The sequence below is a fragment of the Pseudomonas sp. S36 genome, from assembly GCF_016647875.1.
Classification (GTDB): Bacteria; Pseudomonadota; Gammaproteobacteria; order Pseudomonadales; family Pseudomonadaceae; genus Aquipseudomonas; species Aquipseudomonas parafulva.
Map to the genome: position 1 here is coordinate 47,643 of NZ_JACVVG010000017.1, position 20,049 is coordinate 67,691.

Consider the following 20,049-nt stretch of genomic DNA (forward strand, 5'->3'; position numbering starts at 1 on the left):
ATGCTGCTGCGCTTTACCAAGATGCATGGGCTGGGCAATGACTTCATGGTCCTGGACCTGGTCAGCCAGCACGCACATATTCAGCCCAAGCACGCCAAGCAGTGGGGTGACCGGCACACCGGTATCGGCTTCGACCAGTTGCTCATCGTCGAAGCCCCGAACAACCCTGAAGTGGATTTCCGCTACCGTATCTTCAATGCCGACGGCTCCGAAGTGGAACAGTGCGGCAATGGTGCGCGCTGCTTCGCCCGCTTCGTGCTGGACAAGCGCCTGACCGCCAAGAAGCGCATCCGCGTGGAAACCAAGAGCGGCATCATCGTGCTGGACATCCAGCAAGATGGCCAGGTAAGCGTCGACATGGGCCCACCCCGGTTCATCCCTGCCGATATCCCGTTCATTGCCGATGAGCAGGCCCTGAGCTACCCGCTGGAAGTAGACGGCCAGGTGCATGCCGTTGCCGCCGTGTCCATGGGTAACCCCCATGCCGTGCTGCGTGTGGATGACGTGCAGGCCGCACCTGTGCATCAATTGGGGCCGAAGATCGAGCACCACCCACGTTTCCCGCAGCGGGTCAATGCCGGCTTCCTGCAGGTGCTCGACCGCCATCGCGCCAGGCTGCGCGTGTGGGAACGCGGTGCCGGGGAAACCCAGGCGTGCGGCACCGGCGCTTGCGCCGCTGCGGTAGCCGCCATCAGCCAGGGCTGGATGGACTCCCCGGTATCGCTGGAGCTTCCGGGCGGCCGCCTGCACATCGAATGGGCAGGCCCAGGCAAGCCCGTGCTGATGACTGGCCCGGCTGTACGGGTTTACGAAGGACAGGTTCGACTTTAAGCGAGTAACCGTCATGACCGATCAGCCCAAGGTTGTACCCAAGCAGTCCGCTGACCTCGATGCCGAAGCGGTGGTCGCCTACCTGCGTGACCACCCCACCTTCTTCGCCGAGCACGACGAACTGCTGGTGGAGCAGCACATCCCGCACCAGCGGGGCGATAGCGTTTCGCTGGTAGAACGGCAGCTCAAACTGCTGCGCGACCGTAATATCGAGATGCGCCACCGCTTGTCGCAGCTGATGGATGTGGCACGCGACAACGACCGCCTGTTCGACAAAACCCGCCGGCTGATTCTCGACCTGCTCGATGCCGGCAACCTGGAAGAAGTGGTGATGGTGGTCGAAGACAGCCTGCGCCAGGAATTTCAGGTGCCCTTCGTCAGCCTTATCCTGTTTGGCGACAACGTCGCACCGGTGGGCCGCTGGGTCAGCAATGCCGAGGCCCAGCAGGCCATAGGCGCCCTGCTCGGTGGCGGCAAAACGGTCTGCGGCAACCTGCGCGAACACGAACTGGCGTTTCTTTTTGGTGAAGAACAACGCCGGGAAGTAGGCTCCAGCGCCGTGGCCGCCCTTGAGTACCAGGGCCTGCATGGGGTGCTGGCCATCGGCAGCCGCGACCCGCAGCACTACAAGAGCAGCGTCGGCACGTTGTTCCTTGGCTACATCGCCGAGGTGCTGGGCCGGGTGGTGCCCCGCGTCAGCCAGACCCTGCGCCCGGTACGCTGATGGACCACGCGCTGGAGGCTTATTGCGCGCACCTGCGCAACGAGCGCCAGGTGTCCGAGCACACGCTGCTGGCCTACCGTCGCGACCTGGCAAAGGTCATTGCCTACTGCAACCAGCACGGCATCGCCGGCTGGCCAGCCTTGCAGATCCAGCAACTGCGCCAGCTGGTCGCCAGGCAGCATCACCAGGGCCAGTCTTCGCGCAGCCTGGCACGCCTGCTGTCGGCGGTGAGGGGCCTGTACCGCTACCTCAACCGTGAAGGCCTTTGCCAGCATGACCCGGCCAATGGCCTGAGTGCCCCCAAGGGCGAGCGCCGGCTGCCCAAGGTGCTGGACACCGACCGCGCCCTGCAATTACTGGATGGCGGGGTTGATGACGATTTCATCGCCCGGCGCGACCAGGCCATGCTCGAGCTGTTCTATTCCTCGGGCCTGCGGCTTTCCGAACTGACCCAGCTCGACCTCGACCATATCGACCTTGCCGGTGGCCTGGTACAGGTCCTGGGCAAAGGGGGTAAGGCCCGGGTATTGCCCGTGGGGCGCAAGGCCCGCGAGGCATTGCAGGCCTGGTATCGCCTGCGCGGCATCGGCAACCCTCGGGACAGGGCCGTGTTCATTACCCGTCAGGGCAACCGCATCAGCGCCCGGGCGGTGCAACTGCGGGTAAAAGCAGCGGGTGAGCGCGAACTGGGCCAGCACCTGCACCCGCACATGCTTCGCCATTCCTTCGCCAGCCATGTGCTGGAGTCCTCCCAGGACCTGCGGGCGGTGCAGGAGATGCTCGGCCATGCCGACATCGGCACCACGCAGATCTATACCCACCTGGACTTCCAGCACCTGGCCACGGTGTACGACAGCGCCCACCCCAGGGCCAAACGCAGCAAAGGCAGCGACTCATGAGCATCAAGCTGATCACGTTCGACCTCGACGACACCCTGTGGGACACCGCACCAGTGATCGCCAGCGCAGAAGTGGTGCTGCGCGACTGGCTGGAAGCCAACGCCCCGACCCTGGGCAGCGTGCCGGTGGAGCATCTGTTCGCCATTCGCGAGCGCCTGGTGCAGGCCGAACCTGGCCTGAAGCATCGCATCAGTGCCTTGCGCAGAAAGGTGCTTACGCACGCCCTGCAAGAGGTGGGCTACAGCGACCAACAGGCCCTGGCACTGGCCAACGAGGGTTTCGAGGTGTTCCTGCATGCCCGGCACCAGGTCGAAATATTTCCGGAGGTGCAGCCGATGCTCGAAGCCTTGCGCCAGCGCTACACCCTGGGTGTGGTGACCAATGGCAATGCCGACGTCAGCCGGCTGGGGCTGGCGGACTACTTCCGCTTTGCCCTGTGCGCCGAAGACCTCGGCATCGGCAAGCCCGACCCGGCGCCGTTTCTGGAGGCCCTGCGCCGGGGCGACGCGACGGCCAGTGCCGCTGTGCACGTCGGCGACCACCCTGGCGACGATATTGCCGGTGCCCAGCGCGCCGGGCTGCGCGCCGTGTGGTTCAACCCGCAGGGCAAGCCCTGGGCAGGCGAGCGGGCGCCGGATGCGGAAATCCAGCAACTGTCGCAGCTACCCGGCATCCTCTCCCGCTGGGCCTGACAAGCCCTACCTCTCCCGCAAAAACAACCACCCACAAAAAAGCCCGCAGCGACGGCGGGCTTTTGAGTACGCAACCACTTAGATAGGGCGGCTACCGTACTTGTTGTCTGGCTTCTTGGGCGGGTCGGCGACCACGTTGGCCTCCACTTCCTGAACCTTGCCGCCGCGCGCCAGGAACTCTTCCATGGCCTTGGCCAGGGCATCGCGTTCCTTCTGCTTGGCTTCCAGGCTGGGCATCTCGTCTACCGAGACAGCAGCCTTCGACTTGCCTTTGGCGGCAGGTGCCGGGCTGCTGTCGTCGTCGCCTGCATCTTCGGCAACGTCGTCAGCGGCTGCTTCAAGGCCTTCATCGCCTTCTTCTTCGTCACCGACCTCGAGGTCATCATTTTCCAGATCGTCGTCGCTCATGTTCTACCTCATGACTTGCAAAAGCAGGTTAGTTAGAGACCAGTGCAGCCGTAGACCGGCAGCCACTGGTGAAAATTCAACTGGCCGTGGGATATGGGCCACTGCCCCTGGGCCCGCACCCCTGATGGGAAGGCGGTACCCGGCAGGCCCTGCTGATAGCAAGGCCTCGACATAACTTGCAACCCATGCTGGCTACCCGCCACTGGCAAGCCTAGCAAAGGCTGGTGAAGCGTGGGCGCTTCGCGTCCAACACCCTTCGGCGCGCATTCTAGCGCGCCCGCAGAAAAAGCAAAGCGCCATGAATGCGCCTTAATCTGTAAGTTTTATGCCTACGTGGCGAACGTGTGAGATAAACCGTTTGCCATGCAGGAAAAGCTAAAAAATTGGCAAAAAAATGCCCGGCAAGCCGGGCAAGTTTTTACAGAGCGGCAGTTACAGGTTGTAACCACGCTCGTTGTGCTGAGCCAGGTCGAGGCCGACCGACTCTTCTTCTTCGTTGACCCGCAGGCCCATCACCAGGTCCAGCACCTTGAGGATCACGTAAGTGACGATGGCGGTGTAGGCCACGGTGAAGATCACGCCCTTGGCCTGGATCCAGACCTGCATGCCGATGTCGGTCACAGCGCCGAAGCCACCCAGTGCCGGGGCTGCAAACACACCGGTAAGCATGGCGCCAACAATGCCGCCGATACCGTGGACGCCAAAGGCGTCGAGCGAATCGTCATAGCCGAGCTTGCGCTTGAGGCTGGTTGCGCAGAAGTAGCAGATCACACCCGAGGCCAGGCCGATCACCAGAGCGCCCATTGGGCCCACGGTGCCTGCAGCCGGCGTGATGGCTACCAGGCCCGCCACCACGCCCGACGCGATGCCCAGGGCGCTTGGCTTGCCGTGGCCGACCCACTCGGCAAACATCCAGCCCAGCGCTGCAGCAGCGGTGGCAATCTGGGTAACCAGCATGGCCATGCCGGCAGTGCCATTGGCCGCGGCGGCAGAGCCTGCGTTGAAGCCGAACCAGCCGATCCACAGCATGGCTGCACCCATCAGTGTATAGCCAAGGTTGTGCGGCGCCATGGGTGTGGTGGGGTAGCCTTTGCGCTTGCCCAGCACCAGGCAGCAGACCAGGCCGGCGATACCCGCATTGATGTGCACGACCGTGCCGCCAGCGAAGTCCAGTACGCCCCAGTCCCACATCAGCGCGCCGTCACCGCTCCATACCATGTGGGCGATCGGGGCATACACCAGGGTGAACCAGATGGCCATGAACACGAGCATGGCGGAGAACTTCATGCGCTCAGCGAATGCACCCACGATCAGCGCCGGGGTGATGATGGCGAAGGTCATCTGGAAGGTGATGAACACCGCTTCAGGGAACAGCGCGGTGGCCGAGGTCAGGTGGTCGGGTGTGACGCCATTGAGGAAGGCCTTGGAGAGGCCGCCCACAAAGGAATTGAAGTTGAGCACGCCTTTTTCCATACCGGTGGTATCGAACGCGATGCTGTAGCCGTAGACGACCCAGAGGATGCTCATCAGGCCGGTGATTGCAAAGCACTGCATCATCACCGACAGCAGGTTCTTGGAACGCACCATGCCGCCGTAGAACAGGGCCAGGCCGGGGATGGTCATGAACAGCACCAGCGCCGTGGCGGTCAGCATCCAGGCGGTGTCGCCGGAGTTGAGCACGGGCGCAGCTTCTTCTGCCAGGGCCAGCCCGGGCATTACGAAGGACAAAAGGGCTCCTAGCCCTGCGATCTTACGCAGAGTCATGTTGTTTTCTCCTGGGGCGTTGGGTTTGGTGAGGCTTTGTTGTTGCTTTAGATCGCGTCGGTATCGGTTTCGCCGGTACGAATACGGATCGCCTGCTCCAGATTCACCACGAAGATCTTGCCGTCACCGATCTTGCCGGTGTTGGCCGCCTTGGTGATGGCTTCGATTACCCGATCAAGGTCCTTGTCGTCGATGGCGACATCGATCTTCACCTTGGGCAGGAAATCGACCACATATTCGGCACCCCGATACAGCTCGGTGTGACCCTTCTGCCGGCCGAAGCCTTTGACCTCGGTGACGGTGATGCCCTGCACGCCGATTTCCGACAGTGACTCGCGCACGTCGTCCAGCTTGAACGGCTTGATGATGGCTGTGACTAGCTTCATGAAACTCTCTCCCGATTTGGTGGACTTGCCCCAGGAAAACAAACCCGTCTCAAGTCTAAGCGCAGCGGTTGGCTTTGTAACGCATCGTCGGCATGCGCGCCGCCTGGTCACAAGGAACTGCATCAGTGCATGGCTCGATCATGTCATTGCAGAAACCTTGCCAGGTCAGGCAAACCCAGGAAAAACAGCACCTTATGCTTCATGCCAAGCATTGGCCAGTCGCCAGCATGGGTGGCGCGCACCCTTTCGGTGCGCCTGGCGCCGGCTCGCTGCGCGAAAAATGTGCAGCCGGTGGGACCGTCCGGCCGTTGAGGGCTGCGTGATACACTGGCTGCCATCATTCAATTGCAGTGGACAGCCTCATGCTCGCGCCCAAAGCCCTCCTCGATGCCCTGAGCGATCAGGCCTCGCGCCTGTTCAACAGCGATACCAACCAGCCCCGCGCCGAACTCGAAAGCCAGTTCAAGGTGCTCATGCAGGGTGCCTTCAGCAAGCTTGACCTGGTCAGCCGCGAAGAATTCGACAGCCAGATGGTGGTACTGGCCCGCACCCGGGCGCGTCTGGAGGCCCTTGAGCAACAGGTGAGCGAGCTAGAGGCAAGGCTGTCCCCGAACCGCCCCGATTAACCCGCCGTCCAAGGAGAGTCAACGCGATGAAAGTCAGTGCCCGCAATACGTTCGAAGGCAAAGTCAGCAGTGTTCAACCCGGTGCGGTCAACGCTGAAGTGGAACTTACCCTGGCCGGCGGCGAGAAACTGGTAGCGGTGGTCACCATGACCAGCCTGCACAACCTGAACATCAACGTCGGCAAGCAGGCCGTGGCACTGGTAAAAGCCCCTTGGGTGGTGCTGCTCACCGACGCGGCGGGTTACAAACTGTCGGCCCGCAACGCACTTGAAGGTGAAGTGGTGCGGGTGGGCGACGGTGCCGTAAATGCCGAGGTGGTGCTGAAGCTGTCCGGGGGCACCGAGGTGTATGCCATCGTGACCCGCGAAGCCGTGCAGGAGCTGGGCCTGGCGCCAGGCGTGAAAGCGACCGCGTTGATCAAGGCATCGCACATCATCCTCGGCACCAAACCCTAAAGTGGCTGGAAGGGCCGCTCAAGGCGCCTGGCGAAGGCGTGCGGGGCGGCCTTTGGCGGCAGCTCCCCGGGGCGCAGGTTGCCGCGGAACAGGGCCGCACCACACTGAGTGAACAGGGTTTTTACCCGGTTGTTCGAATTGAGCACTTCGGCGTGTATGTGCTCGATCACGGAATCGCCCGGCTGCAGGGTGGCAGCATGGTTGACCCACTCGATGGCGGCATAGCGGCTTTGCCTGCGGGTACCACGCCCCTGCATCCAGGCCAGGCCCAGTTCGGCACTGGCCCGGGCAGCGATCCACGGGTCCGGGTGTTCCACCAAGCTCAACAGGTAGGCCACCGCCTCGGCGCGTTCCCGTGCGTGGCCAAACTGGCGCAGCAGCATGCCCAGCCGTAGCCGTGCACAAGCGTTGGTTTGCGGGTGGCCCAAAGCGTCGATCAACAACCGCCGCACACCCAGCATGGTAGTACGGTCACGCAGGTTCACATCGCCACGCATGCGCAGGCAAGCCAGCCGGTACTTGGCTTGCCGGCTCCCGGCCTCAACCGCACGCTGTAACCAGCGCTCGGCCACTTCATCGTCCAGGTAATGTTCCGGGGTGTGGCCCAGGTCGCCATGATGCAGCTCGAACATCGCCAACGCGGCGCCCCGCAGGTTCAGTTCGGCGCAGCGCTCCAGCAGGTAGCACGCCACTTCGTGCCGGTTCGCCGACCACAGCAGGCGCACCAGGTCGAGAAGCTCGAAGCCTGGTGCCTGGCCTGCACGCTGGCGCCTGACCGCGACCTGCAGCCAGTGCCTGGCCTGCTCGCCATTACGCGCCATCCCCCACAGGCCAAAACGATAGGCAGCAGCCCGCAAGGCGCAGGCAGCAGCATGGGAGCGCCCTTCACACAGGTGCAGCATGGCCGTGTGCAACAGGGCCTGCTCATTGGCCGCCCCGCTCGCCAGCGCAACCCGCACCAGGCGGTTGAATGGCTGGCCCAGCGCCTGAATGGCCCCAAGGTCAGCGTCACATGCCAGGCTCGCCACAAAATCGGCAAAGGCATCGCCACGTGCCGGTATGGCGCAGCTTCGCAGCGCGCCACGCCAGGCCAGCACCACGGCGTTATCCCTGGGCCTGAGCGGGCGCTTGGCCCAGGCATCGCATAATGCCTGGTAATCATCGACCGTTTGCGGCTGGTCGAAGGCCGGTAACGCAAGCCGGTCTTCGATAGCCATCCAGCGCAGCGCGTTGCGCAGCGCCTCGCCCCAGTTTTCGCACAGCGGCCCACTGGCCAGCAGCTCGACTGCCTGCAAGCTGCCCCCCCAACGGGGCAACAGGTACTGGGCATACGCCTGGATGGCCTCGAAGCAGCCGGGGCAAGCGGCCAGGGCATGGCGCATCCAGTAGTGGTGCGGAGCCTCCTGAGGCTCGTCGTTGCGCGGCTGCAAGCCAGCCGGCAGCACTTTCGGCAGCTCTGCAAGCGGCAATACGCCATGCCTGACCAAAAACGGCGCTGCTGCCTCCTGGACTTCAACATCGGCATTGGCGCTGGGCCTGAAGCGCGCGGGCTGGTGCTGGAACAACTCGATGAGCCAGCCTGGTTCACGGAAGTGAGCGCTGATGCGCAGCATGCCGATAGCCGCCGCTGCGGGTTGACGGGAATGGGCCATTGCCCGCAACAGGTGCGCCGTCGCTGTCTCGCACATCTGCTCCACAGCCAGAAAGCGCGCCGCTGTGCGCGTGCCACTCTGGTCCACCTGGCGAGCCCTGTTGAAGCAGTGAAAACCCATGACCACCTGGGGGTGATAAGCCCTGGGGCAGGCATCGATCCAGGCCTTGAGGACTTGGCTCAACGCCCTGTCGCCCTGCTCGGGGGCGACCAGCATATGGCCCTCGACAGCGGCCATGTAGGCGGGGAATTCACCCGGTAGGGCCTGGCGCCAACGCGCCTCCAGGCTGTCGAAAAACCGATTGAGTTCAACGAATGCACTGGCCTGAACCAGCTCGCGGATCGCCTCCCGCGTGTGGGTGAGCGTTTGCACAGAGCAGTACCTCAAGTCCATTTCAAGGTAGAAGCGGTGCCATCCAATGGCATCGACGGTTTGCCCAGCAACAGTAAGCCAAAGCAGCCGAGCGCGCAAAATAATTGGATCCACTTGCAGGTTAAAACGAGCAGGTGCAAATGGCTTTCAGGCTTGGAAACCCTGATGCGCGGGAATGCTAATACGGCTAGCGGGCGGCGTTAATGCCCTTGTCTACGTGAGTCTAGAAAAGAAGTCACGGGATTCGTCGACCCTGGAGTGGGCATGGAGTGGCGTGATCTGGTCTGCGTTCACATAGGTGCTGACCAGATTGAGTGGAACTGGCGCTCTGATCGTGCTTTTACCCGAGCCATTTGGTCCCGCGAACACGCGGAACCTAGGCGTTGGCACTGGAGTTCACTCGGCGGACCTGAATTGCTTCCCCAACGCTAACTTTGCGGCGAGGCTTAACATTCCCTACAACGGTCACAGAGCCATCCGCCTTCGACTCTACAAGGTAGCAGCCCTGAACGTTCACGACGGTGTGCCCGGCTGCGAGCGCTCTCATATAGGCCGTACGCGTCGCACCTGCAGCAACTGAAGGAATCTCAGCCTCAAGGTTCCGAATCTCGTCCTCGGTGAGGCGCTTTTCACTCGGCATACCCTACTCCTGATTAGAATGGATGGAGACCGCTGCATGTCAGCCAGCTCGCGCCACCGGACCGCGATCACCTCACCGCTTGAGTATCTAGCCCCGTGCCACGCTTTAGTACCACATATTCCTTCACAGCCCGCCACTAGCGGCCGAAAAACCCTGACGCACACTTGTAGAACGCGCCTCTGCCTCACGCTCTATGCTTGCCCCAGGCCGCAGGAAGCGGCCCTTGCAGCGACCACGGAGCGTCCATGTCCTTAGCACTCGTCCACAGCCGCGCCCAGGTTGGCGTGCAGGCCCCCGCCGTCAGCGTCGAAACCCACCTGGCCAACGGCCTGCCGCACCTCACCCTGGTGGGCCTGCCGGAAACCACTGTGAAAGAAAGCAAAGACCGGGTGCGCAGTGCCATCGTCAACTCAGGCTTGAACTACCCTGCCCGGCGCATCACCCAAAACCTGGCCCCGGCTGACCTGCCCAAGGACGGTGGCCGCTACGACCTGGCCATCGCACTGGGCATCCTCGCCGCCGACGGCCAACTGCCTGCGGCCATGCTGGCGGATATGGAGTGCCTGGGCGAGCTGGCACTGTCGGGGGCATTGCGAGCGGTTCAAGGGGTGCTGCCTGCGGCGCTGGCCGCGCGCGAAGCTGGCCGGGCGTTGGTGGTGCCGCGGGAAAATGCCGAGGAAGCCAGCCTGGCCAGTGGCCTGGTGGTGTATGCGGTCGGCCACCTGCTGGAACTGGTCGCTCACCTGAACGGCCAGGTGCCGTTGCCTCCCTATGCCGCCAACGGCCTGGTACTCAACCCTCAGCCTTACCCCGACCTGAGCGAGGTACAGGGGCAGTTGGCCGCCAAGCGCGCACTGTTGCTGGCGGCTGCCGGAGCGCACAACCTGCTGTTCACGGGGCCGCCCGGTACGGGCAAGACACTGCTCGCCAGCCGCCTGCCGGGGCTGTTGCCGCCGCTGGATGAACACGAAGCGCTGGAGGTAGCTGCCATCCAGTCGGTCAGCGGCCATGCGCCGCTGAGCAGCTGGCCACAACGGCCCTTCCGCCACCCGCACCACTCCGCTTCAGGGCCTGCGCTGGTCGGTGGCAGCAGCCGCCCTCAACCGGGGGAAATCACCCTCGCCCACCACGGCGTGTTGTTTCTAGACGAGCTGCCGGAGTTTGAACGGCGGGTGCTGGAGGTGCTGCGTGAGCCGCTGGAGTCGGGCGAGATCGTTATCGCCAGGGCCCGGGACAAGGTGCGCTTCCCTGCCCGTTTCCAGCTGGTTGCTGCCATGAACCCGTGCCCATGCGGCTACCTGGGCGACCCCACTGGCCGCTGCCGTTGCAGCACTGAGCAAATCGCGCGCTATCGCAACAAGTTGTCGGGGCCACTGCTCGACCGCATCGACCTGCACCTGACGGTAGCCCGTGAAAGCACCACGCTGAACAGTCAGCCTTGTGGTGAAACCAGCGCAACAGTCGCCGCCAAGGTGGCGCAGGCGCGTGACGTTCAGCAACGGCGGCAAGGCTGTGCAAACGCGTTTCTGGACCTGGATGGGCTACGCCAACATTGCACCCTTGCTGCAGCCGACCAGGCATGGCTGGAAGTCGCCTGCGAGCGGCTTACCCTGTCATTGCGTGCCGCGCACCGGTTGCTGAAAGTGTCCCGCACCTTGGCCGACCTCGACCAGTGCCCGGCCATTGGCAGGGCACACCTGGCCGAGGCATTGCAGTACCGACCGGGAAACAGTTAGGCATACCCCCAATGCGCCAACATGTTTGTGCACCATTCGTGCGCGAACGCCTTGGTGCATAGCGCGATATCGTGTCGTACAAACCAGGCGGTCGCGCGCGTCTGCCACAGGCGTTACTGGCCCGAAACAAGCGTAGGAGCGAGCGCAGCTCGCGATGCGCCGCGCGGGCGGCGCTCGGTCTCACAGGCGCAGCCTCTGTCGCGGCGAACACCTGGCAGCCCTCACGCGCCCCCAAACCGACCCCTTCGCCGAAAGCTACGGTGGGACCGAAAGGTGTTCACCAGCGCACTTGCACTACCTGTCGCAGATAAACCAGGCCGATTCGCCCGCTAAAGCCCAACGCTTACAACACCACCCGCAAACACTGCCCCGCGTGATACAGCGAGAACCCGGACTCATAGAACGCTGTGCGCAACGAAGGCGCACTCACCCCCTTCATCGGTGAGAACGGTATCGGCAGGCTGCCCGCCTCGCCCTTCAGCAGAAACTCGGCAAAGGCGCGGCCAATCACGGTACCGGTGGTATTGCCCCGGCCGTTGTAGCCGGTCACCGCCACCAGGCCCGGCGCTGGTTCGAACAGGCGCATCAGGTGGTCGGGGGTGAAGTCGATGCAGCCGGTCCAGTGCATTTCCCACTCCACCTTGCCCAGCCCAGGGTAGTAGTGGCCCTGGATCCGGTCAGCCCAACTGCGCACAAACCACGCCGGTTTGTTGTCGACCCGCCCAAGGCTACCGAGCAGCAGGCGGCCCTGGTCGTCGCGGCGGATGCTGCTGAGCACAGTGCGGGTATCCCAGGAGCCCTGCCCATACGGCAAGACCTTGTCGGCGGCTTCGCCTTGCAGCGGCTTGGAGGCAACCTGATAGTAGTAACCGCGGAAGAACTGCTTCTGCAGGTTGCTCCAGTCACCTTCGGTGTAGGCGCCCGTGGAAATCACCACCTTGCCCGCGCGCACCGAGCCGCGCGCTGTCTTCACACGCCAGGCATCGCCATCACGCTCAAGGCCTTCGACAGAAGACTGCTGGAACAGCTTGCCGCCCAGGCGCACCACGGCAGCGGCCAGGCCCTGGGTGTAGCCCATGGGGTTGATGGTGCCGGCGCGGCGGTCGAGCAGCGCAGCGGCAATTTTGTCGGTGCCGCAATACGCCTGGCACTGGGTGCCAGTCAGCAGTTCCACGTCGGCACCGCGGCGGTGCCATTGCTGGTGGCGGGCCTCGAGGTCGGCGATGCCGGTGGCGTTGTGCGCCATGTGCAGCGTGCCTTTGTGCTGGGCCTGGCAGTCGATGCCCAGGCGCTCGATCATGGCGAATACTTCGCCGGGGGCATCGCCGAGCACCTTGTTCAAGCGGCTGCCCTGTTTCTCGCCCAGGGTGGCCTCGACGTCGTCGGGGCGGATCCAGGTGCCGGCGTTGACCAGGCCGACGTTGCGCCCCGAACCACCGTGGCCCACCTGCCAGGCCTCCAGCACGATCACTGACTTACCCTGTTCGAGCAAGTGAATGGCCGCCGACAGCCCGGTGATGCCACCACCGATCACGCAAACATCAGCCTTGTGCTCACCTGCCAGGGCCTGGGCGGCGACGGCCGGTTTGCTGACGGATTCCCACAAGCATTGTTGATGCAGTTCGGACATGGCCCGGCTCCAGCATTGTTGTTCTTGTTGGGGCTGTTTCACAGCCCATTCGCGGGCAGCAGAGATGCTGTAAGGGCGCGCTTGCCCGCGATACGGGGGCCCAGCCCCCGGTCACGCTGCATCACAGCCTCAGTCGAACACAATCCCCTGGGCCAACGGCAATTCGCGGGAATAATTGACCGTGTTGGTCTGGCGACGCATGTAGCCCTTCCAGGCATCAGAACCCGATTCACGCCCGCCACCGGTTTCCTTCTCGCCGCCAAATGCACCGCCAATTTCGGCGCCACTGGTACCGATGTTGACGTTGGCGATGCCGCAGTCGCTGCCCGAGGCACTCTGGAAGCGCTCGGCTTCACGGATATCCGTCGTGAAAATGCACGACGAAAGGCCCTGTGGCACTTCGTTGTTCAGGCGCAGGGCCTCTTCGAAGTCGTCATAGGCAAGCACGTAGAGGATCGGGGCGAAGGTTTCGTGGCGTACCACGTCGCTTTGCGCCGGCATTTCGGCAATGGCAGGCGACACGTAGTAGGCGTTGGGGTACTGGTCGGCCAGCTGGCGCTCGCCACCAAACACCTGGCCACCCTCGTCGCGCGCCTTGGCCAGCGCGCCCTGCATGGCGTCGAACGACAGCTTGTCGATCAGTGGGCCGACCAGGTTGTCCTTGCGCGGGTCGCCGATGCGCACCTTGCCGTAGGCGGCTTTGACGCGGGCAACCACTTCGTCCTTGATCGAGCGGTGCACGATCAGGCGGCGCAGGGTGGTGCAGCGCTGGCCAGCAGTGCCCACAGCGGAGAACAGAATACCGCGCACCGCCAGGTCCAGGTCGGCGCTCGGGGCCAGAATCATGGCGTTGTTGCCACCCAGCTCGAGAATGCTGCGGCCAAACCGGGCCGCCACACGCGGGCCCACTTCACGCCCCATGCGCGTACTGCCGGTGGCGCTGACCAGCGGCACACGCGGGTCGTCGACCATGGCCTCGCCAGCTTCACGGCCACCGATCACCAACTGGGCCAGGCCTGCCGGGGCGTCGCCAAACGCCTTCAGGGCTTTATCGAACAATGCCTGGCACGCCAGGGCAGTGAGCGGGGTTTTCTCGGACGGCTTCCACAGCACGGCATTACCGGCCACCAGGGCCAGGGCCGTGTTCCAGGCCCAGACGGCGACGGGGAAGTTGAAGGCACTGATTACCCCTACCACACCCAGCGGGTGCCAGGTTTCGCGCATATGGTGGCCCGGGCGCTCGGAGGCGATGGTCAGGCCGTACAGCTGGCGCGACAGGCCCACGGCGAAGTCGCAGATGTCGATCATTTCCTGCACTTCGCCCAGGCCCTCCTGGGTAATCTTGCCCGCTTCGATCGACACCAGCTCACCCAGGTCGGCCTTGTGCTCGCGCAGCACTTCGCCGAACAGCCGCACCAGCTCGCCACGGCGTGGGGCCGGGACGCTTCGCCAGGCTTCGAAGGCACGCTGGGCGTGATCGATGCAGGCCACGGTCTCGGCCTTGCCGAGCAGTTTCACCGAGGCGATCTGGCTGCCATCGATGGGCGTGTAAACAGGGTAATCGCCCTGGGTATGAGCCTCGGCGGCAACCCCCAGGCGCTCGAGCAGTGCGGCAACCATTGGTGTACTCCTACATCGGATGACAGGTTGGAAAATGATGTGGATCAGTATTAATCCGATCACTTCGGTGCAACAAACGACCTTTATTCCGCATATCATTCCCCCAGGTAATGATCTGAGCCACTGAGAACGCTATGTCAAAACGCCTGGTGCCTTCCATGACCGCCCTGCAGTGCTTCGAAGCTGCAGCCCGTCACCTCAGCTTCACCCGCGCTGCCGAAGAGCTGCACCTCACCCAGAGTGCCGTCAGCAAACAGGTGGCGCAGCTCGAAGACCTGTTGCGCCACCACCTGTTCCTGCGCATCCGCCGGCGCCTGCAGCTCACGCCGGCGGGCAGCCTTTACCTGGCCGAAGTGAACAAGATTCTTACCCAGGTGGATATGTCCAGCCGCTACGTGCTCACCTATGGCGAGCAGACCGAAATATTGAAGGTAGCCACTCAACCGAGTTTTGGCGTGCGTTGGCTCATCCCTCACCTCAAGGGCTTTGGCAAAAGGCACAGCAACATCCACCTGGACATCCGCAACGAAATGGAACCGTTCGCCCTGTTGCAGGGCTCGGCGGACGTGGTGTTCTTCTACGGCCAGGGTACGTGGCCGGGGGCCACCTGCGTGGAGCTGTTCCGCGAAGAGGTGGTGCCGGTGTGCGCGCCTGAACTGCTGGCCGGCCGCACGCTTGAGCACGCGGCGCAGCTTGCTGACCTGGTGCTGTTGCAGAGCACTTCGCGGCCCGAAGCCTGGCACGAATGGTTCGACGAGTTGGGCCTGCAGAGTGTAAGTGCCTACCACGGCCCGCGTTTCGATACGTTCTACATGGCATTGAGCGCAGCGCAGGCAGGGTGTGGGGTGGCGCTGGTGCCGCGTTACCTGGCAGCAAAGGAACTGGCCGAAGGCAGCCTGGTGGTGCCGTGGCGCCATGCCATGCGCAGCACGGGGGCACACTACCTGGCGTATGCCGAGCATGCCGCAGAGGTGCCCAAGGTGCGGGCGTTGGTGGAATGGATTGGCGAGCAGCTTCAGGCTTGCTGAGTGATTGAGGACAAGCCCGCGCCGTTAGGTCGATCAAAAAAGGAATGACCCATTCACTTTTTTTCGCTTGTGAGCGCGGTGCATTCCCAGTTTTCATGTAAGTGTCCAAACCAAACCAGGAAGCTAGCGATGCCCGCCCACGATTTCGTCAGCCCCGACAGCATCCGCGCGCAGTTCTCTGCCGCCATGTCGCTCATGTACAAACAGGAAGTGCCACTGTACGGCACGCTGCTGGCGTTGGTGAGCGAAATCAACCAGCAGGTCATGGCCCAGCAGCCAGACGTGGCGCAGGCCCTGCGCTGGACGGGGGAAATCGAGCGGCTGGACCATGAACGCCACGGTGCGATCCGGGTGGGTACGGCCCAGGAGCTGGCGACCATCGCCCGCCTGTTTGCGGTCATGGGCATGCAGCCGGTGGGCTACTACGACCTCAGCAGTGCCGGGGTGCCCGTGCATTCCACCGCGTTCCGTGCCGTGCATGAGCAGTCTTTGCACGTCAGCCCGTTCCGCGTTTTCACTTCGCTGCTGCGCCTGGAGCTGATCGACAACCTGCAGTTGCGCGAAATGGCCCAGGGGATCCTGGCCAAACGCCAGATCTTCACCCCCCGCGCACTCCAGCTGATCGAGCAGCATGAACGCGATGGCGGCCTGAACGCCGCAGATGCCCAGGCTTTCGTACAGGAAGCCCTGCACACCTTCCGCTGGCACCGGGACGCCACCGTCACCGCCGAACAGTACCAGCAGTTGCACGACCAGCACCGCCTGATTGCCGATGTGGTGGCGTTCAAGGGCCCGCATATCAACCACCTCACCCCGCGCACCCTGGACATCGATGCCATCCAGCTCGGCATGCCGGCCAAGGGCATCACACCCAAGGCCGTGGTCGAAGGGCCCCCGCCCCGCCGCCACCCTATCCTGCTGCGCCAGACCAGCTTCAAGGCCCTGCAGGAAAAGGTCGCATTCAGCGGCCAGCACGGTAGCGAAGGCAGCCACACCGCGCGCTTTGGGGAAATCGAGCAACGTGGCGCGGCGCTGACGCCGAAGGGGCGCCAGCTCTACGACAAGCTGCTCGACGCCACCCGCGCCGCACTGGGTGGCGCACCCGCCGAGGCCAATGCCGCGCAGTACATGGCAATGCTCACCGACACCTTCGCCGCCTTCCCGGACGACCTGGCGCAGATGCGTGAACAGGGCCTGGCGTACTTCCGCTACTTCGCTACCGAGAAAGGCCTGGCTGCGCGCGATCAACAAGGCAGGTCCACGACCTTGCAAGGGCTGATCGAAGCAGGCCACGTGCATTTCGAGGCACTGGTGTACGAGGATTTCCTGCCCGTAAGCGCCGCCGGGATCTTCCAGTCCAACCTGGGCGACGATGCCCAGGCCGAGTACGGCAGCAACGCCAACCGTGCGGCCTTCGAAGCGGCGCTGGGGTTGCAGGTGCAGGATGAGCTGGCGCTGTACGCGCAAAGCGAGCGCCGCTCGCTGCAGGCCTGTGCGCAGGCGCTGAGCCTGGCATCGCTGTAAGGCAGCAGATCGAAGGGGGCGCCTGGGGCGCCCCACCGTTTCAGCGGAAGCGGTCCACTTCCTGACGCAGCTGCGCTGCCAGCCCTTCCAGCTCCCGCGCTGTGAATGCCAACTCGTTGGCCACCTCGCGTTGTTCACCGTTGGCCTGGGCGATACTCTGCAAGTTGCGGCTCAGCACGGTCGCGGTGCTGCTCTGCTCCTGGGTCGCCGTACTGATCACGGCAAACTGCTCACCCGCCGCCCGGCTTTGTTCGTCGATGCGGGCGAGCGCCTGCGCGACCTTGCCATTGCGCGCCAGGCCGTCCTGCATCAGCTGGTTACTCTGCTCCAGCGTGGTGATGGCGTGCCCGGTCTGCTGCTGGATGCTGGTGATCATGCCGGAGATTTCATCCGTGGCCTGGCGAGTTCGCGCTGCCAGCCCACGCACCTCGTCAGCCACCACTGCAAAGCCGCGCCCCTGCTCACCGGCACGGGCCGCTTCGATGGCAGCGTTCAAGGCCAGCAGGTTGGTCTGCTCGGCGATGGCGGTGATGACGCTGATGATGCTGCCGATCTCTTGCGAACGCGCACCCAGGCTGTTCATCACCGTGGCGGTACCACCGAGGGCATCGGCAATCTGCGTGAGCGAGTGCGACGCTTCTTCCATGGCACCGCGGCCCACGCGGGTCTGCTGGGCATTGTCGCGGGCCAAGCGCTCGGTGCCCGCCATGTTGTCGGCGATGTTCATGGAGGTGGCGCTGAACTCTTCCACCGCGCCTGCCATGCTGGTGATTTCGCCTGATTGCTGGTCCATGCCCTCGCAGGCGCCAGCCGAGAGGCCAGACAACGAACGGGCCCGGGTGCTGACCTGCTCGGAAGCACTGCGAATATGCTCGACCATGTTCGAGAGGGCTTCACCCATCTTGTTGAAGCTGCGCGCCAACTGCCCGATTTCGTCGTGGCTGGTCACGTTCAGCCGTGCGTTCAGGTCACCTGCCCCGAGCGCTTCGGCCTGGCGCACCAGGTCGTCCAGCGGGCGCAGCTTGCGCCTGAGCAACCACGGCGTGGCAACCACGGCCATGAGCATGGCCAGCAGGCTGCCGACGGCAAGGCGCAGGCCTACGCTCCAGGTCACCTCGCGGATCTCCGCCAGCGGCATGCTCGCAACCACGGTCCAGGGCCCCTCGGCAAAGGGCGCGGTGGCGCTGTACAGCGGTTGCTCGGCATTGGCCGGCGGCACCAGCCACTGGCCCTTTTCATCCTGCAGTGCCAACGAACCGGTCTGGCCAATGCGGAAGCGTTTGAGGTTGGCGAACTGGGCATTCTGCGCATCGGTGTAGTCGAAACCCACGAACAGCACTGCGATCACTCGGCCATTGCCGTCGGTCATCGGCACGTAGCGCGTCATGTAGTTGCGGTCGAACAACACGGCGCGGCCAACGTACATCTGCCCGGCCAGCAGCTTGGCGTAGGCCGGGTGCTGGCGGTCGAGCTGGGTACCGATAGCGCGGCTGCCGTCCTGTTTCTTCAGGTTGGTGCTGATGCGCACGAAATCGTCGCCGCTGCGCACAAACACCGTGGCGATACCGGCAGTCATCTGCTGGAAGTCGTCTACCTGCTGGAAGTCGTTGTTCAACAGCTGATCGCCCAGGTACAGGGCCGGCGTTGCCTGGCCTGCAACCTGCACGGTCTGCCCTGCATGCAGCGACAGCCCTGATGCGAAGCGGCGCTCGAACAGGCCGCTCAGGCGCTGGGTATTGTCCGTGAGCGAGCCATGGAACGTGTCAAGCTGGTCGGCCAGCAAGCGCGCCTCACTGGCCAGGTGGGCCTGGCGCGTGGCGAGGTTGGCATCGTCCAGTGAACGCAGGGCAAAAAGGGTACTGCCGGAAATCACCAGCGCCAGCACGATGGCGAGGGCGATACCGAGTTGCGAGGCAATTCGGGCACGCGGTTGAGGCATGGGGAAGCTCCTGGCAAGAGGCCGGGATCATCCTGATCACGCTGACCGCCCGCTTCTATTCGACGGGAAGCGCGCCCTCTTCCGGGACGCTGGTGCCACTTGATCGGCGTCGCTGCTGAATACTTGAGTGCCGGGCCGGGATATACCGCTCGCAATCAAAGGGCTGGCAATATCGCCACCTCGGGTAGCGCCATGGCAGCCACCTCTGCTTGCAGAAAAGCACTCAGGCGGCGTAGCCGCTCGCCGCCCGGCCGTGTGCGCGGCCATACCAGGTAGTAGTCCATGCCGCTGGGTACCGCTGTCGGCCATGGCAGGCTCATGCGCCCCTGCGCCACATCTTCGGCCACCATCATCAGGTCGCCGATAGAAACACCGTAGCCACGGGCCGCCGCAATCATGCCCAGTTCCAGGGTGTCGAACACCTGCCCGCCCTTGAGCGAAACCTTGCCACCCAGGCCCAGGCGCTCCAGCCATACCCGCCAGTCGCGCTTGTCCATCGTAGGGTGCAGCAGCTCGCTGCTCGCCAGGCGCGCCGCGGTCCAGGGCCCTTCATCCAGCAGCCCGGGTGCGCCCACCGGCACCAGCAGTTCGGGGAACAGCTTGCGCACCTCCCACTCTGCCGGGAATACCCCATCGCCCAGCAGCACCGCGCAATCGAAGGGTTCCTGGTTGAAGTCCACATGGTCCACGTCCATCCAGGCACTGGTCAGTTGCACTTCGTTGCCAGGCTGCAGCCGGCGGAAGCGGCTCAGCCGGGCCAGCAACCAGCGCATGGTCAGGGTGGACGGCGCCTTCATGCGCAGCATGTCGTCTTCACCGCGCAACGTGTCACAGGCACGCTCAAGCGCGGCAAAGCCTTCGCGCACACCCGGTAGCAACACCCGTGCAGCTTCGGTCAGTTGCAGGCTGCGGCCACTGCGCATGAACAGGCGGCAGGCAAAGTGATCCTCCAGCGTGCGAATGTGCCGGCTGACTGCGCTCTGGGTAATGGACAGTTCTTCGCCGGCACGGGTGAACGAGTTCAGCCGCGCCGCGGCTTCGAATGCGCGCAGGGCATAGAGGGGAGGCAGCTTGCGTTGCATGAGGCTCCTGGCACACGGGCCCTTGGGGCGAATGATCAGGA

The 20,049-nt window shown here is 64.0% G+C and carries 17 protein-coding genes and 1 pseudogene; 9 read left to right on the plus strand and 9 right to left on the minus strand.

Annotation, left to right across the window (positions count from 1 at the left end):
* The 4 genes from dapF to IAE36_RS12095 are packed head-to-tail and all read left to right on the plus strand — an operon-like array spanning position 1 to position 3,146.
* Positions 1-831, plus strand: a complete 831-nt coding sequence (gene dapF, locus IAE36_RS12080; RefSeq protein ID WP_028632935.1) for a diaminopimelate epimerase — start codon at positions 1-3, stop codon at positions 829-831.
* 13 nt (positions 832-844) lie between these two features.
* Positions 845-1,555, plus strand: a complete 711-nt coding sequence (locus IAE36_RS12085) for a DUF484 family protein (protein WP_028632934.1) — start codon at positions 845-847, stop codon at positions 1,553-1,555.
* Positions 1,555-2,454, plus strand: coding sequence for a tyrosine recombinase XerC (gene xerC, locus IAE36_RS12090; protein WP_201212609.1), 900 nt, complete (start codon positions 1,555-1,557; stop codon positions 2,452-2,454). Before IAE36_RS12085 ends, xerC begins: the two co-directional genes overlap by 1 nt.
* On the plus strand, positions 2,451-3,146 hold the full coding sequence (locus tag IAE36_RS12095) for an HAD family hydrolase (RefSeq protein WP_201212611.1): 696 nt from the start codon (positions 2,451-2,453) through the stop codon (positions 3,144-3,146). Before xerC ends, IAE36_RS12095 begins: the two co-directional genes overlap by 4 nt.
* A gap of 78 nt (positions 3,147-3,224) precedes the next feature.
* Here IAE36_RS12095 and sutA read toward each other — a convergent pair whose 3' ends face one another.
* The 3 genes from sutA to glnK form a co-directional block, all read right to left on the minus strand.
* Positions 3,225-3,554, minus strand: coding sequence for a transcriptional regulator SutA (sutA, locus tag IAE36_RS12100; protein WP_201212613.1), 330 nt, complete (start codon positions 3,552-3,554; stop codon positions 3,225-3,227).
* Between the two features lie 432 nt (positions 3,555-3,986).
* Positions 3,987-5,318 carry an ammonium transporter gene (locus IAE36_RS12105; RefSeq protein ID WP_028632930.1) on the minus strand — a complete coding sequence of 444 codons (1,332 nt, stop codon included), beginning with the start codon at positions 5,316-5,318 and terminating at the stop codon, positions 3,987-3,989.
* A 47-nt stretch (positions 5,319-5,365) separates the two neighbouring features.
* The gene (glnK, locus tag IAE36_RS12110; protein WP_002555808.1) at positions 5,366-5,704 is read right to left on the minus strand and encodes a P-II family nitrogen regulator; all 339 of its coding nucleotides are present in this window, start codon (positions 5,702-5,704) and stop codon (positions 5,366-5,368) included.
* A 362-nt stretch (positions 5,705-6,066) separates the two neighbouring features.
* On the opposite strand from glnK, the gene IAE36_RS12115 reads away from it, so the two are divergent.
* Both IAE36_RS12115 and IAE36_RS12120 read left to right on the plus strand, forming a co-directional pair.
* Positions 6,067-6,330 (plus strand): accessory factor UbiK family protein, encoded by a 264-nt coding sequence (locus IAE36_RS12115; protein ID WP_028632928.1) that lies wholly within the window; start codon positions 6,067-6,069, stop codon positions 6,328-6,330.
* A 26-nt stretch (positions 6,331-6,356) separates the two neighbouring features.
* The gene (locus IAE36_RS12120; RefSeq protein WP_028632927.1) at positions 6,357-6,785 is read left to right on the plus strand and encodes a TOBE domain-containing protein; all 429 of its coding nucleotides are present in this window, start codon (positions 6,357-6,359) and stop codon (positions 6,783-6,785) included.
* Here IAE36_RS12120 and IAE36_RS12125 read toward each other — a convergent pair.
* Positions 6,782-8,809, minus strand: coding sequence for a DUF4034 domain-containing protein (locus tag IAE36_RS12125; protein WP_201212615.1), 2,028 nt, complete (start codon positions 8,807-8,809; stop codon positions 6,782-6,784). The two genes, IAE36_RS12120 and IAE36_RS12125, sit on opposite strands and share 4 nt — an antisense overlap.
* 885 nt (positions 8,810-9,694) lie before the next feature.
* Between IAE36_RS12125 and IAE36_RS12130 the strand changes: the two genes are divergently transcribed.
* Entirely contained in the window at positions 9,695-11,185 is a 1,491-nt protein-coding gene (locus IAE36_RS12130) for a YifB family Mg chelatase-like AAA ATPase (protein WP_201212617.1), read from the plus strand.
* Positions 11,186-11,528: 343 nt separating this feature from the next.
* Here the strand turns inward: IAE36_RS12130 and amaA are convergent, their stop codons facing one another.
* Both amaA and amaB read right to left on the minus strand, forming a co-directional pair.
* Positions 11,529-12,815 (minus strand): L-pipecolate oxidase, encoded by a 1,287-nt coding sequence (gene amaA / locus IAE36_RS12135; protein ID WP_201212619.1) that lies wholly within the window; start codon positions 12,813-12,815, stop codon positions 11,529-11,531.
* Between the two features lie 129 nt (positions 12,816-12,944).
* Positions 12,945-14,435, minus strand: a complete 1,491-nt coding sequence (amaB, locus tag IAE36_RS12140; RefSeq protein WP_028632922.1) for an L-piperidine-6-carboxylate dehydrogenase — start codon at positions 14,433-14,435, stop codon at positions 12,945-12,947.
* A gap of 134 nt (positions 14,436-14,569) precedes the next feature.
* Between amaB and IAE36_RS12145 the strand changes: the two genes are divergently transcribed.
* Together IAE36_RS12145 and hglS are read left to right on the plus strand one after the other, a co-directional pair.
* The gene (locus tag IAE36_RS12145; protein WP_201163787.1) at positions 14,570-15,463 is read left to right on the plus strand and encodes a LysR family transcriptional regulator; all 894 of its coding nucleotides are present in this window, start codon (positions 14,570-14,572) and stop codon (positions 15,461-15,463) included.
* A gap of 129 nt (positions 15,464-15,592) precedes the next feature.
* A complete protein-coding gene (hglS, locus tag IAE36_RS12150; RefSeq protein ID WP_201212621.1) occupies positions 15,593-16,987 on the plus strand; it encodes a 2-oxoadipate dioxygenase/decarboxylase HglS in 1,395 nt (464 codons plus the stop codon).
* A gap of 40 nt (positions 16,988-17,027) precedes the next feature.
* Here hglS and IAE36_RS24065 read toward each other — a convergent pair whose 3' ends face one another.
* The 3 genes and pseudogenes from IAE36_RS24065 to IAE36_RS12160 all read right to left on the minus strand — a co-directional run bounded on the left by IAE36_RS24065 (position 17,028) and on the right by IAE36_RS12160 (position 20,008).
* On the minus strand, positions 17,028-17,888 hold the full coding sequence (locus IAE36_RS24065; protein WP_442967451.1) for a methyl-accepting chemotaxis protein: 861 nt from the start codon (positions 17,886-17,888) through the stop codon (positions 17,028-17,030).
* Positions 17,883-18,926, minus strand: a pseudogene (locus IAE36_RS24070) (Cache 3/Cache 2 fusion domain-containing protein); the annotation flags it as partial. The gene IAE36_RS24065 and the pseudogene IAE36_RS24070, both read right to left, overlap by 6 nt.
* A 155-nt stretch (positions 18,927-19,081) precedes the next feature.
* The gene (locus tag IAE36_RS12160) at positions 19,082-20,008 is read right to left on the minus strand and encodes a LysR substrate-binding domain-containing protein (RefSeq protein WP_201212625.1); all 927 of its coding nucleotides are present in this window, start codon (positions 20,006-20,008) and stop codon (positions 19,082-19,084) included.
* Positions 20,009-20,049: the final 41 nt, after the last annotated feature.

What these genes read in the sequence shown, in the direction of transcription:
- dapF (WP_028632935.1), top strand. Translation starts at nt 1, where the DNA reads ATGCTGCTGCGCTTTACCAAGATGCATGGGCTGGGCAATGACTTCATG.
- IAE36_RS12085 (WP_028632934.1), top strand. Translation starts at nt 845, where the DNA reads ATGACCGATCAGCCCAAGGTTGTACCCAAGCAGTCCGCTGACCTCGAT.
- xerC (WP_201212609.1), top strand. Translation starts at nt 1,555, where the DNA reads ATGGACCACGCGCTGGAGGCTTATTGCGCGCACCTGCGCAACGAGCGC.
- IAE36_RS12095 (WP_201212611.1), top strand. Translation starts at nt 2,451, where the DNA reads ATGAGCATCAAGCTGATCACGTTCGACCTCGACGACACCCTGTGGGAC.
- sutA (WP_201212613.1), bottom strand. Translation starts at nt 3,554, where the DNA reads ATGAGCGACGACGATCTGGAAAATGATGACCTCGAGGTCGGTGACGAA.
- IAE36_RS12105 (WP_028632930.1), bottom strand. Translation starts at nt 5,318, where the DNA reads ATGACTCTGCGTAAGATCGCAGGGCTAGGAGCCCTTTTGTCCTTCGTA.
- glnK (WP_002555808.1), bottom strand. Translation starts at nt 5,704, where the DNA reads ATGAAGCTAGTCACAGCCATCATCAAGCCGTTCAAGCTGGACGACGTG.
- IAE36_RS12115 (WP_028632928.1), top strand. Translation starts at nt 6,067, where the DNA reads ATGCTCGCGCCCAAAGCCCTCCTCGATGCCCTGAGCGATCAGGCCTCG.
- IAE36_RS12120 (WP_028632927.1), top strand. Translation starts at nt 6,357, where the DNA reads ATGAAAGTCAGTGCCCGCAATACGTTCGAAGGCAAAGTCAGCAGTGTT.
- IAE36_RS12130 (WP_201212617.1), top strand. Translation starts at nt 9,695, where the DNA reads ATGTCCTTAGCACTCGTCCACAGCCGCGCCCAGGTTGGCGTGCAGGCC.
- amaA (WP_201212619.1), bottom strand. Translation starts at nt 12,815, where the DNA reads ATGTCCGAACTGCATCAACAATGCTTGTGGGAATCCGTCAGCAAACCG.
- amaB (WP_028632922.1), bottom strand. Translation starts at nt 14,435, where the DNA reads ATGGTTGCCGCACTGCTCGAGCGCCTGGGGGTTGCCGCCGAGGCTCAT.
- IAE36_RS12145 (WP_201163787.1), top strand. Translation starts at nt 14,570, where the DNA reads ATGTCAAAACGCCTGGTGCCTTCCATGACCGCCCTGCAGTGCTTCGAA.
- hglS (WP_201212621.1), top strand. Translation starts at nt 15,593, where the DNA reads ATGCCCGCCCACGATTTCGTCAGCCCCGACAGCATCCGCGCGCAGTTC.
- IAE36_RS24065 (WP_442967451.1), bottom strand. Translation starts at nt 17,888, where the DNA reads ATGGGTGAAGCCCTCTCGAACATGGTCGAGCATATTCGCAGTGCTTCC.
- IAE36_RS12160 (WP_201212625.1), bottom strand. Translation starts at nt 20,008, where the DNA reads ATGCAACGCAAGCTGCCTCCCCTCTATGCCCTGCGCGCATTCGAAGCC.